We start from the raw sequence: 13,196 nt of genomic DNA on the forward strand, positions 1-13,196 counted from the left end.
ACACTCGCGATGACGGGAATTCTGGACAATCTGCAGTTCGCACTCTCGGTCACCGGCCCGATCATGTTGGTTCTGGTGATGGGTGTGTTGCTTGCCCGCTGGCACATCATCAACGACGCGTTCATCGACGCCGGCTCCAAACTGGTGTTCAACGTAACCCTACCGGCGTTGCTGTTCATCATCATCAGCCAAACCCGATTCGAACAAACGGCCAACGTTGCCCTGATTGTCATCGGTGTGCTCGGCACCCTGTTGTGCTTCGTCGCGGTGGAGTTGATCGCGCCTTTGTTTGTCAATCCACCGCGCGATCGCGGTGTCGTCGTCCAGGGCAGCTTCCGCGGCAACATTGCCGTTGTCGGCCTGGCCTACGCGGTGAATGCCTATGGCGATATCGCACTGGCCGCGTCGTCGCTCTATCTCGGGGTAATCACCGCACTGTACAACGTGCTCGCGGTCATCACATTGAACAGGTCGCTGAATCGCCACCTGTCACCCTTGGCGACACTCAGAAGCATTGCACGCAATCCGCTGATCATCGGTATCGTTGCCGGACTGCCTTTCGCCTATTTCGAGATCTCGCTGCCAGGACTCGTCCTGCAGACCGGGGAATACTTCGCCCAACTCGCACTGCCGCTGGCCTTGTTGTGCGCCGGCGGCTCACTGAGCGTCAGCGCACTGCATCTGGAGTCCCGGAATGCTGTGATTGGCACACTCGGCAAGATTGTGCTGTCCCCGCTACTCCTCACATTGAGCGCCTATCTGGCTGGTTTTAGCGGCATGGAACTCGGCATCGTATTCCTGATGTCGTCGGCTCCGACCGCGGCATCCAGCTACCCGATGACCCGCGCGATGGGCGGCAATGCGTCACTGGCCGCGAATATCATCGTGCTCAGCACGATCGGCTCGGTGATCGTCACCACGCTCGGTATCAGTGCGCTGCGCGCGACCGGGCTGATCTAATGGGCTGAGCGCTACGCAATTTTCCGCTCGGCCCGATGGCGCCAAGGGATTTGCCTCTGCTACGGCGCTCGGTTAGCGTTCCCGGCATCGCCAAAGGAACAACATCGCACCATGCTCTACCTGCCCTCCGAGTTTCCCCAGGACCCCGACCTCTGCTATCTGAACCACGCCGCGATCGGGCCCTGGCCGCGACGTACCGCGCAGGCGGTCGCGAACTTCGCGCAACAGAACATGGTGCGCGGAGGGAGCAACTACCCGGACTGGCTGCGGGTCGAAAAGGCGCTGCGCGAACGCCTCGCGCGCTTCGTCAAGGCGCCGAACGCCGACGATATCGCGCTGATCAAGAACACCTCCGAGGGTCTGTCGATCGTCAGCCAGGGACTCGACTGGCGCGACGGCGACGAGGTGGTCGGTCTCGGTGGCGATTTCTGTTCGAACGAGATGGTCTGGGAAGTGCTCGCCGACCGTGGTGTGCGCTACCGGCCGATCGACGCGCTGGGCACCGCCGATCCGGAAGGGGCACTGCTCGACGCGATAACACCCAAAACACGCCTGCTCGCGGTCAGCACGGTGCACTTCGCAACCGGATACCGGTTCGACATGCAGCGCCTTGCCGACGGCTGCCGGCGAAACGGTGTGCTGCTCTCGGTGGACGGCATCCAGAGCCTCGGCGCGATCGATTTCGACCTGTCAAAGGTGCCGGCCGACTTCCTCACCGCGGGCGGTCACAAATGGCTGCTCGCGCCCGAGGGCCAGGGTTTCCTGTATTGCCGCGCCGAGCTGCGCGACGGGCTCAGGTTGCACCAGTTCGGCTGGGCGATGCGCGAGGGGCTGTACGATTTCGAATGTGGCAGCTGGCAGCCGGCGGCATCGGCGCGCCGGTTCGAGGCCGGCACGCCGAACATGCTCGGCGTGCATGCGCTAGACGCCAGTATCAGCCTGTTCGAGGAGCTTGGCATGGCGTTCGTCGAACAGCGCCTCGCAGCGAACGTCGCGTTTCTGGAGGCCCATCTGCGTGAGATCGAAGGCGTCGAGATCGTGACCCCGGCGGAGCCGACGAAACGCGCCGGGATCCTGACCTTCCGGCATGCCGGGATCGACGGTGCCAAGCTGCATTCGGCACTGATGCAGGCGCAGGTGATCTGCGCCGCGCGCAGCGGCGGCGTACGCCTGTCACCCCACTTCTACACACCCGAGGCGACCCTGGAGAAGGCCATGGAGAGAATACGACAGGTCATCCAAACTTTTAGTTAAAAACGATAAGCGATTTATTTTTCTACTAAATAACATATACAATACGATCGTACTAATTAGTACAAACATATTATTTTATTTTCTGCAACAAAGCGTCCGATTTCGCGGTCTATACTCGATGAAGACAGAGAGCATGGCCGAGAATAACGATGCGCGACCTGCTGAGATGGCTGTATGACCAGGCCATCGATTGGCTGACTCGGGATGGTCCGCCATCTCCGACCCCACTGTGCGACTTCAACCGACTGGGTTTCGAACTGCGCACAGGCGACGTATTGCTCGTCGAGGGGCGCAGCCGGGTCTCCGAGGTCATCAAGATCATCACGCAGAGTTCCTGGAGCCACTCGGCGCTCTACATAGGACGGCTGTACGACATCAAGGATCCCGACCTGCGCGCGGTGATCGAGTATCACTACGACGGGGACCCGCAGGATCAGCTGATCATCGAGGCGCTGATCGGGCGCGGCACCATCGTGTCGCCGCTGACCACCTACCGCCTCGACCACCTGCGCATATGCCGCCCGTCCGGACTGTCGCCGAGCGACGCTGAGGCGGTGATCGGCTATGCGGTGAAGCATCTCGGATGGGAGTACGACGTGCGCCAGATCGTCGACCTGGCGCGGTTCTTCTTCCCGTGGAGCTTCCTGCCGCGACGTTGGCGTTCGAGTCTGTTCCAGCACAATGCGGGCAATCCCACGCGCACCGTGTGTTCAACGCTGCTCGCCGAGGCGTTCGGTGCGGTCGATTTCCCGATTCTGCCGTTCATCTCGCGCGAAGAAGACGGCAGCGTACGCTTCTTCAAGCGCAACCCGCGCCTGTTCGCACCGCGCGACTTCGACTATTCGCCGTACTTCTCGATCATCAAGTACCCCTTCCTCGGGGTGAACGACGTCGGCCTCTACCACCGCCTGCCTTGGAGCGACGACGATATCTACAACGACGAACGCCACGCCTTCAATCCGGCGCCCAGCAAGGTGTTGCGTGATCCTCCGGCCGCAGAACCGGAGGTCGAACCCGAGTCCGGGGACGACCAGATCGCTGCGCTCGAGGTTGCCGAAACCATTGCCGACGTGCTGCCGGAGCCGGCTTCGGCGCCGGCGTCACGCTGGCATCACGCCTTTCCGTTCCTGGGACGCAGGGGGTAACGCTATGTGGCTCATTGGACTCTTGGCGACGATCGCGGTGGTCTGGTCCCTCGCCTACTGGGGTGCCGGCACCGGCATCTGGATCGCCGCGCTGGCGGTCGGGCTGACCCTGGTCACGCTCGGTACGCCACTGAGCTGGTACGTGGCCACGCCGGTCTGGTTGGTCTGCGCGTCCCTGGTGCTGCTGCTCGGCGTGCCGCGTATCCGCCGGCGCTACATCACCGCCCCGCTGTTCCGCCAGTTCCGCAAGGTGATGCCGCCGATGTCGACGACCGAGCAGGAGGCGCTGGAGGCCGGCAGCGTCTGGTGGGACGCCGAACTGTTCACCGGACGTCCCGACTGGTCGCGTCTGTTGAACCTGCCGCGGCCACACCTGAACGCCACCGAGCAGGCGTTTCTCGACAATCAGACCGAGCAGCTGTGCGGCATGCTGGACGACTGGCGGATCACCCACGAGGACCGCGACCTCTCCCCGGAAACCTGGCAGTTCATCAAGGAACAGGGATTCTTCGGGCTGATCATCCCGGAGGAATTCGGCGGACGCGGTTTCTCCGCGCTGGCGCATTCCGCGGTCGTGATGAAGATCGCCAGCCGTAGCATCACCGCGGCGGTCACCGTGATGGTCCCCAACTCGCTCGGCCCGGGCAAGCTGCTGCTGCACTACGGGACCCGTGAACAGAAGGCGCACTACCTGCCACGCCTCGCGCGTGGTGAGGAGATCCCCTGTTTCGCACTGACCGGACCGGATGCCGGCAGCGACGCCGGTGCCATCCCCGACCGCGGCGTGGTCTGCCATGGCGAATGGCAGGGTCGCCAGGTGCTCGGCGTACGCCTGAGCTGGGACAAGCGCTACATCACACTGGGCCCGGTATGCACCCTGCTCGGCGTCGCGTTCAAACTGTACGACCCCGACCGTCTGCTGGGCGAGCGCGAGGATCTCGGCGTGACCCTGGCGCTGGTGCCGCGCGACACCCCCGGCGTCACGATCGGTGAACGTCACGTGACCCTCGACACGCCATTCCAGAACGGCCCCAACCAGGGCCACGACGTGTTCGTACCGATGTCCCAGCTGGTCGGCGGAACCGAGTACATCGGCCAGGGCTGGCGCATGCTGGTCGAATGTCTGGCCGAGGGACGGGGTATCTCGCTACCGGCGCTGAGCGTAGGGGCCGGCAAGACCGCGAGCCGCTTCACCGGCGCCTACGCCGCGATCCGCCGCCAGTTCAACCAGCCGATCGGTCGCTTCGAGGGCATCCAGGAACCGCTCGCGCGGATCGCCGCCCTCACCTACCAGATGGATGCCGCGCGCACCCTGACCCTTGGCGCCCTCGACATCGGCGAGAAACCGTCTGTGATCTCGGCGATCGTCAAATACCACCTGACCGAGAAGTACCGCAGCTGCATCAACGACGCGATGGACATCCAGGGCGGCAGCGGCATCTGCCTCGGCCCGTCGAACCTGATCGGGCGCGCCTACCAGGCAATTCCGATCGCGATCACCGTCGAAGGCGCGAACATCCTGACGCGTAACATGATCATCTTCGGCCAGGGGGCGGTACGCTGCCACCCATGGGTACTGAAGGAGTTCCAGGCAGCGCAGAACCCGGACACAGGGCGCGGCCTGGCCGAGTTCGACCATGCCATCTTCGGTCATGTCGGTTTCGTGCTGGGCAACATCGCACGCAGCCTGTTCCTCGGGCTGACCCGTGGACGCTTTTCGGCATCGCCGGTCGACGGCCCGACGCGCCGGTATTTTCAGCAACTGCACTGGATGAGCGCTGCGTTCGCACTGAGCGCGGACGCGGCGATGATGACGCTCGGTGGCGCCTTGAAACGCAAGGAGCGCCTTTCGGCGCGGCTCGGTGACGTGTTGAGCGAACTCTATCTTACGTCGGCGGTGCTCAAGCGCTTCGAAGACAACGGGCGTCCCGAGGCCGACCTGCCACTGGTGCGCTGGGCGTGCGAGAACTCGTTGTACCGGATGCAGGAAAGCCTGCGCCTGCTGTTCCGCAACCTGCCATTTCGTCCGCTTGCCTGGTTGCTGCGCATCGTGGTGTTTCCCAGCGGCGCACCCTATACCGCGACCAGTGATCGCGTCGACCGTGCCGCGGCGCAGATCCTGTTACAGCCGGGCGCCGCGCGCGATCGCCTGACCGACGGCATCTTCACGACCGAAGACGAACGCTTCCGCCAGGGGCAGATCGAACGCGCCTTCGTACAGGCGGCCCGCGTGGAGCCGATCGAAAAGACCCTGCGCGACGCCTACCGGGCCGGCCTGTTGCACGCGGCGACACCGGCGGAGCGGATCACCGAGGCCGTCGCCGCGGGCGTGATCAGCGCCGAGCAGGCCAACGCCCTCGCGCAGATGACCGAACTGCGACGCCGGGTGATCGCGGTCGACAGCTTCGCGCACTACGGCAAACAGCATGCGCTGCGTGAAACCCGCGCGAGGAAACCGGCGATCTATGCCGTCTAGGTGGAGGACGTGATGAGCGAACAGCAACCATTGAACCACGACGTCGGCCGTCTGCGCGGTCGCCCGGTGTATGTCGTCGACGGTACGCGCACGCCCTTCCTGAAGGCGCGCGGCGGGCCGGGTCCGTTTCACGCGAGCGATCTGGCCCTGAGTGCCGGACGTGCGCTGTTGATGCGCCACGGCGTCGCCGCCGAAGCGCTCGACCAGGTCGTGCTCGGCTGTGTCTCGTCGGGTCCCGACGAGGCCAACATCGCCCGCGTCGTTGCACTGCGGCTCGGATGCGGTGAGCGCGTGCCGGCATGGACGGTACAGCGTAATTGTGCATCGGGGATGCAGGCGCTGGAGAGCGCCGCGCTGGAGATCGCCAGCGGTCGCAGCGAGTTGATCCTGGCCGGCGGTACCGAGGCGATGAGCCACCACCCGGTGATGCTGAACGACCTGATGGTGCGCTGGCTCGGTGCCTGGAGCCAGGCCCGCACCCTCGGGGCCCGCGGTCGCGCACTGATGCAGTTGCGACTGCAACACTTCAAGCCGGTGATCGCGCTGCTGCGTGGTCTGACCGACCCGGTGGTCGGGCTGTCGATGGGGCAGACGGCCGAGGAACTGGCCGAGCGCTTTGCGATCAGCCGGGCGGCGATGGATGCCTACGCGGTACGCAGCCACCAACGTCTCGCCCAGGCCTACGCGGACGGGCACATGGACGAGATCGAGCCCTTGTACGACAGCCGGGGGCGGGTGTTCGAGACCGACGACGGGCTGCGACCCGACTCGTCGGTGGAGGCGCTCGCCAAGCTGCGCCCGGTGTTCGACCGCCCGATCGGCCGGGTCACCGCCGGCAACAGCGCACAGGTGACCGATGGCGCCGCGACACTGCTGCTGGCCTCCGACGAGGCGGTGGCGCGGCACGGCCTGCCGGTACTGGGACGGATCGTCGACGGCGAATGGGCCGGCCTCGATCCGGCACAGATGGGACTGGGCCCGGTGCATGCGATGGCACCGCTGATGCAGCGCCATGGCCTCGACTCCGATGCGATCGGGGTCTGGGAGATCAACGAGGCATTCGCGGCCCAGGTGCTTGCCTGTCTCACGGCCTGGCAGTCCGACGACTACTGTCACGGCGTTCTGGGTCTTGCACACGGCTTTCAACCGATCGACGAGGCACGCCTCAATGTCGACGGCGGCGGTATCAGTCTCGGTCACCCGGTCGGTGCCAGCGGTGCCCGGATCACCTTGCACGCACTGAAGGTGATGCAGCGCCAGAACCGTCGGACCGGGATCGCGAGCCTCTGTATCGGCGGCGGTCAGGGCGGTGCCCTGCTTCTCGAACGCAACGCAGGAGGGAACCCGGCATGAACCGGCATTTCCGAATCGACCAAGACGCGCACGGCATCGCCTGGCTGATGTTCGACAACGCCGACGGCGGTACCAACGTGCTGACCGAAGAGGTGCTCGAGGGGCTCGACCAGTGCCTGGTGCAGGTCGCGCAGATGCATCCCAAGGGCCTGGTGATCGCTTCCGCCAAGACATCCGGCTTCATTGCCGGCGCCGACGTCAAGGCATTCGCCAGGGTGCCCGGTGTCGCGTCCGCCGAGCAGCATATCCGCCGGGTACACGAGATCCTGCACCGCCTGGAATCGATGGCGTTTCCGACCGTCGCGGCGATCCACGGTTTCTGCCTCGGCGGCGGCCTGGAACTCGCACTCGCCTGTGACTACCGGGTGTGCTGCGACGATGCGGGCACCCGACTGGGTTTTCCCGAGGTCAGGCTCGGCATCTTTCCGGGGTACGGCGGTACGGTGCGCAGCACACGGCTGCTGGGTGATATCGCGGCGCTGGGCCTGATGCTCGGTGGGCACACTGTGAGCGGGCGGGCGGCACGACGCATGGGCCTGGTCGACCTCGCAGTGCCGCGCCGCGAACTGCGTGCCGCGGCCACCGACCAGGTGCTGCGCAGCCGTCGACCGCGTCGCGCCGGCTGGATCAAGCGCCTGCCGGCATTCGCGCCGTTGCGGCCGCTGGTCGCCCAGCTGCTCGCCCGCCAGGTCGCCAAGCGGGTACGCCGGGATCATTACCCCGCACCCTTTGAACTGCTGGCGCACTGGCGGCACAGTGCCGGCGATCCGGCGGCGATGTACGCCAGTGAGGCGCGTAATGTCGCGCGCCTGATCAACGCCAGCAGCGCGCAGAACCTGATCCGCGTATTCATGCTGCAGGACCGCCTCAAGGCGGAGGGCAACAAGGCGGATTTCACGCCACGTCATGTGCACGTCGTCGGCGGCGGCGTCATGGGCGGCGACATCGCCGCCTGGTGTGCACTGCGCGGCCTGCGCGTCACCCTGCAGGACCGGGCACCCGAGTTTCTGACGCGCGCCGTGCAGCGCGCGCATGCCCTGTTCAAACACAAGCTCAAAGACCCCTATGCCGTGCAGGCGGCCATCGATCGCCTGATGCCCGACCACCACGGCAGCGGCGTCCGCAGCGCCGACGTCGTGATCGAGGCGATATTCGAGGATATCGATGCCAAACGCGCTCTGTACGCGCAACTCGAACCACAGATGAAACCCGACGCCGTACTGGCGACCAACACCTCGAGCATCCCGCTGGCGGTACTCGGCGAAAGACTGCAGCAACCGCAACGCCTGGTGGGCCTGCACTTCTTCAACCCGGTCGCGAAGATGCCCTTGCTCGAGATCGTCCACGATACGCATACCGACGCAGCGATGCTGGCACGCGCGGCGGCGTTTGCGCGGCATATCGACAAGCTGCCGCTGAAGGTGCGCAGCAGTCCGGGGTTCCTCGTCAATCGCGTGCTGATGCCCTATCTTCTTGAGGCAGTGGAGCTGCTCGACGAGGGTGTGCCGGCCGCGGTGATCGATCGCGCCGCGGTGGCATTCGGCATGCCGATGGGACCGATCGAGCTGGCCGACACCGTGGGCCTCGACATCTGTCTGTCAGTGGCGCAGAAGATGGCGCAGGCGTTGCACAATCCGGTGCCGGACAGGCTGCGCGATCTGGTGGAGGCCCAGCACCTCGGTCGCAAGTCGGGTCGCGGCTTCTACGTCTGGAAGAACGACAAGCCTGTGAAGCCCGAGACCGGCGGTACCCCGACATTGAGCGACAGCGATGTCAGCGACCGCCTGGTGCTGCGCCTGGTCAACGAATCGGTCGCCTGCCTGCGTGAAGGCGTGGTCGCGGACGAGGACCTGCTCGATGCCGGGGTGATCTTCGGCACCGGCTTCGCGCCGTTTCGTGGCGGGCCGATGCACTATGTGCATGCACGTGGCAGTGGCGTGGTACAACAGCGGCTGGACGAGTTCGAGGGGCGCTTTGGCGAACACTTTCACGCCGATGCCGGCTGGGGGGCGATTGCCTGACCTTAGGAACAAGGAGAACAACAATGCTGCACGAACAGCGGACCATCACCCAGGAGCAGGCACCGACACTCGCCGAACTTTTCAACGAACGTTGTACCCGCTCCCCCGCGGGTCTCGCCTACGTGCAGCATATCGATGGCGAATGGTGCCCGTTCACCTGGGAACAGATCCGTGCCGAGGTGGCGCGCTGGCAGGCGGCGATGCTCGCCGACGGCCTGCAGCCCGGCGACCGGATCGCGATCATGTGCGGCAACCGGCGCGAATGGGTGGTCTGCGACCAGGCGGCGCAGGGTCTCGGGCTGGTGACCGTGCCGGTGTATACCAATGACCGGAACGAAAACATCGACTGGATACTGCGCGACTCCGGTGCCCGCATGCTGATGATCGAGACCTGCGACCAGTGGGACGCACTGTCGGACATGCACCAGCGCCTGGGCCAGTTGCATCGGGTGCTGTGTCTCGAACCCGGGCGCACAGGGCCCGCGAACCTGTCGTCGCTCGACGACTGGCTGGACACCGCGCCGGCGGACTACCGATGCCGACCCGGGTCGAGCGACAGCCTGGCGACCATCGTGTATACGTCCGGTACCACCGGGCGCCCCAAGGGGGTCATGCTCAGCCATCGCAATATCCTGTTCAACATCCAGGCCGCACTGCAGCTGTTCGATCTCTTCGAACACGACCTGATGCTGTCGTTTCTGCCGTTGTCACATGCGTTCGAGCGCACCGTCGGTTACTACCTGCCGATGAGCACCGGCACCGCGGTCGCGTACAACCGCTCGATTCCGACGCTTGCCGAGGATCTGGTCGCGGTGCAGCCGACCCTGATGATTTCGGTGCCGCGCATCTTCGAACGGGTGTATGCGCGCATCATGGACAAGCTCACCGGCGAGTCCGCACTCAAACGTCGCCTTTTCCACGCCGCCGTCGACCTGGGCTGGGCGCACTTCGAGCACCGCCAGGGTCGTGCTCCCTGGCAACCGGCGTTCCTCGTCAAACCGCTGCTCGACGCACTGGTCGCGCGCAAGGTGCGTGCCCGACTCGGGGGACGCATGCGCTTCACCGTGTGCGGTGGCGCCGCGCTGGCACCGGATGTCGCCAGGCTGTTCATCGGCCTCGGCATCCCGGTCGCGCAGGGATACGGGTTGACCGAGACGGCACCGGTGATCGCCGCCAATCCACTGGACAACAATCAACCGGCGTCGGTCGGCGTCCCGCTACCGGGTATCGAGGTACGCATCGGCACCGACGATGAGCTGCTGACCCGTAGTCCGAGCGTGATGCTCGGGTACTGGAACGATCCCGAGGCGACCGGAAAGGTGATCGACGCCGATGGCTGGCTGCACACCGGCGACAAGGTCCGTCTGTCGGCGACCGGGCATGTCTACATCACCGGTCGCCTCAAGGACATCATCGTGCTGTCGAACGGCGAGAAGGTCCCACCGGGCGACATGGAGAATGCGATCGTGCTGGACGAACTGGTCGACCAGGTGATGGTGATCGGCGAAGGCCGCCCCTACCTGAGCGCGCTGGTCGTGCCGAATCCGGAGGCGTTCGAGCGGGTCGCGCGCAATCTGCGCCTCGACCCGGCCAACGAAGAGACCTGTTGCGACGAAAACGTCGTCTCGATCTTCATGCAGCACGTCCAGCAACGTACGGCGGCGTTTCCCGGGTATGCCCAGGTACGCCAACTCGCCGTCGTCAACGAACCCTGGACCCCTGACAACGGACTCGCGACGCCGACCCTGAAATTGCGCCGAAATGAAATCATCAAACGGTATCAGACCATTGCCGACCATCTATACGCCGGACACTGAACACGCGCCACCGCGCGAGCTGACCTACCGCGTTGTCGCGATGCCGGCCGATACCAATGCCTACGGGGACATCTTCGGCGGCTGGCTGATGTCGCAGGTGGACATCGCCGGCAGCATCCTGGCGATCCGCGTGGCCGAGGGTCGCGTGGCAACGGTCGCCGTCAAGGAGTTCCGGTTCCTCGCCCCGGTCGCGGTCGGCGATTTGATAAGCTGTTATGCCGAGGTGCGACGCCATGGTCGTACCTCGATCACGATCCACGTGGTCGCCGAGGCCGCCCGCCAGCTCGAGGCGAACCGGGTCACACTGGTCGCCGATGCGACGCTGGTGTATGTTGCGCTGGATGATGAAGGCCGCCCGCGGCATCTCCCGCAGATGGACGAATGACCCCGACCTCGCGTACCGATATCGGTCGAAATCACTGAGAAGACGGGTATCACCGGGCGTTCGCAGTTTGATCACCCACAAGGAGCCTGTCATGTACAACCCCATCACCACCCGTGTCGGCGTCACGGCGACACTGCTGGCGCTGCTGCTGCCGGCCGCGGCCGCGCTGGCCGACGGCGTCGCCGACCAGGTCACGGTCATCGACCCCTATGTACGCGCGGTCCCGCCGGTCGTCGGCACCACCGCCGCCTTCATGCAGCTGCGCAGCGATGCCGCCACCGAACACTTCGTGGTCGAGGCCTCCACCCCCGCGGCCGGCGCGGTCGAACTGCACATGCACACGATGGACGGAGAGGTCATGCGCATGCGGCGTGTGTCGCATTTCCATCTGCCACCAGGGGGCAAGGCTGTGCTGCAACCGGGCGGCGAGCACATCATGCTGTTCGACCTGGTCAAGCCGCTCACGCCGGGAGAGCAGGTACCGATCACCCTGACCTTCGACGACGGTTCGACCAAGCAGGTCACGGCCGAGGTACGCCGCATCGAGCACACCATGCAGCACTGATTCCGGACCGGGAGGGGCGCGGCCGTGCCCCCCCGGCAGCCGATCGTTCCAGGAGACAGCCGTGTTGAAGACCCGAGTGGGCCTCGTGCTCGCATCCGCATTGATCCTGCTCGCACTGACGGCGTGCGAAAAGGCCGAACAGGCATCCGTCGCGCAGGTGCCCACCGAGCAGCCGCGGTTCACCCTGCGACTGGCCGAGACCTGGGGACCGAACTACCCGATCCTCGGCGACACCACGCGCAATCTCGCGGCGCTGGTCGACAAGATGTCGGGCGGCCGCCTGCAGATCGAGATCGACTCGTCGAACAAGCACAAGGCGCCGTTCGGTATCCTCGAACTGGTCAAGGCCGGCCAGTACGACATGGGGCACTCCGCGTCCTATTACTTCAAGGGACTGGATCCAAACACCCTGTATTTCACCAACATGCCGTTCAGCATGACCGCGCCCGAACAGCTGGCCTGGTTCTACCACGGCGGCGGCCTCGAGCTGATGCAGAAGGTCTATGCCCGGCACGGGGTATTGGCTTTCCCCGGCGGCAACACGGGTGCGCAGATGGGCGGCTGGTTCCGCAAGGAGATCCGTTCGGTCGAGGATCTGCAGGGACTGAAGATGCGCATCCCCGGTTTTGCCGGCGAGGTGCTGGCGAAGCTCGGCGCCAAGCCCACCAACATCCAGCCGGGAGAGCTGTACACCGCGCTCGAACGCAACACCATCGATGCGCTGGAATGGGTCGGCCCGGCGCTCGACCTGCGCATGGGCTTCGAGAAGATCGCGCCGTATTACTACACCGGCTGGCACGAACCCAGCGCCGAGCTGGTGTTCCTGATCAACCAGAAGGCCTGGGACCGGCTTCCGGGCGATCTGCAGGAGATACTGCGCGTGGCGATCCGTTCCGCGGCGTTCGAGATGTATGCACAGAGCTATCACGAGAACGCCGTCAGCTGGGCCACGATTCAACAGGAACACCCCGAGGTTCAGGTCAAGACCTTCCCCCGCGAGGTACTGGCCGCGATGCGTGCGGCAAACGACGGGTTGCTCGCCGAATTCGCCGCCGCAGATCCCCTGGCCAAGGAGATCATCGATTCCCAGGCGGCGTATCTGAGAAAGGCCCGAGCCTGGACCGCGATCTCGGACCAGGCGTATCTGAACAGCGTCGCCGACTAGTGGGCCCTGCGGGGCGCAGCGGCGGCTACGATGACGCAGTTTCCGGCCAGGTGAT

Annotated in this window: 10 protein-coding genes; all 10 read left to right on the plus strand. The window is 65.2% G+C overall.

Annotated elements, in window-relative coordinates; translation table 11 throughout:
- Positions 1 to 9 precede the first annotated feature (9 nt).
- The 10 genes from H6955_00215 (at position 10) to H6955_00260 (ending at position 13,141) form a co-directional block, all read left to right on the plus strand.
- A complete protein-coding gene (locus H6955_00215) occupies positions 10 to 960 on the plus strand; it encodes an AEC family transporter (GenBank protein MCP5311943.1) in 951 nt (316 codons plus the stop codon).
- Between the two features lie 111 nt (positions 961 to 1,071).
- Positions 1,072 to 2,214: an aminotransferase class V-fold PLP-dependent enzyme gene (locus H6955_00220; GenBank protein ID MCP5311944.1), complete on the plus strand. Its 1,143-nt coding sequence runs from the start codon at positions 1,072 to 1,074 to the stop codon at positions 2,212 to 2,214.
- A 149-nt stretch (positions 2,215 to 2,363) separates the two neighbouring features.
- A complete protein-coding gene (locus H6955_00225) occupies positions 2,364 to 3,359 on the plus strand; it encodes a hypothetical protein (protein MCP5311945.1) in 996 nt (331 codons plus the stop codon).
- Positions 3,360 to 3,363: 4 nt separating this feature from the next.
- Entirely contained in the window at positions 3,364 to 5,835 is a 2,472-nt protein-coding gene (locus H6955_00230; protein ID MCP5311946.1) for an acyl-CoA dehydrogenase, read from the plus strand.
- Between the two features lie 12 nt (positions 5,836 to 5,847).
- Positions 5,848 to 7,188 (plus strand): acetyl-CoA C-acetyltransferase, encoded by a 1,341-nt coding sequence (locus tag H6955_00235; protein MCP5311947.1) that lies wholly within the window; start codon positions 5,848 to 5,850, stop codon positions 7,186 to 7,188.
- Positions 7,185 to 9,209, plus strand: coding sequence for an enoyl-CoA hydratase/isomerase family protein (locus H6955_00240; protein ID MCP5311948.1), 2,025 nt, complete (start codon positions 7,185 to 7,187; stop codon positions 9,207 to 9,209). Before H6955_00235 ends, H6955_00240 begins: the two co-directional genes overlap by 4 nt.
- A gap of 23 nt (positions 9,210 to 9,232) precedes the next feature.
- Complete coding sequence (locus H6955_00245; protein ID MCP5311949.1) at positions 9,233 to 11,026, plus strand: long-chain fatty acid--CoA ligase; 1,794 nt, start codon at positions 9,233 to 9,235, stop codon at positions 11,024 to 11,026.
- On the plus strand, positions 10,971 to 11,411 hold the full coding sequence (locus H6955_00250; protein MCP5311950.1) for an acyl-CoA thioesterase: 441 nt from the start codon (positions 10,971 to 10,973) through the stop codon (positions 11,409 to 11,411). Before H6955_00245 ends, H6955_00250 begins: the two co-directional genes overlap by 56 nt.
- Before the next feature lie 91 nt (positions 11,412 to 11,502).
- On the plus strand, positions 11,503 to 11,976 hold the full coding sequence (locus H6955_00255) for a copper chaperone PCu(A)C (protein ID MCP5311951.1): 474 nt from the start codon (positions 11,503 to 11,505) through the stop codon (positions 11,974 to 11,976).
- Between the two features lie 61 nt (positions 11,977 to 12,037).
- Positions 12,038 to 13,141 carry a TRAP transporter substrate-binding protein gene (locus H6955_00260; GenBank protein ID MCP5311952.1) on the plus strand — a complete coding sequence of 368 codons (1,104 nt, stop codon included), beginning with the start codon at positions 12,038 to 12,040 and terminating at the stop codon, positions 13,139 to 13,141.
- Positions 13,142 to 13,196: the final 55 nt, after the last annotated feature.

Source organism: Chromatiaceae bacterium (assembly GCA_024235395.1).
In the GTDB taxonomy this organism is placed as follows: domain Bacteria; phylum Pseudomonadota; class Gammaproteobacteria; order Chromatiales; family Chromatiaceae; genus Thiosocius.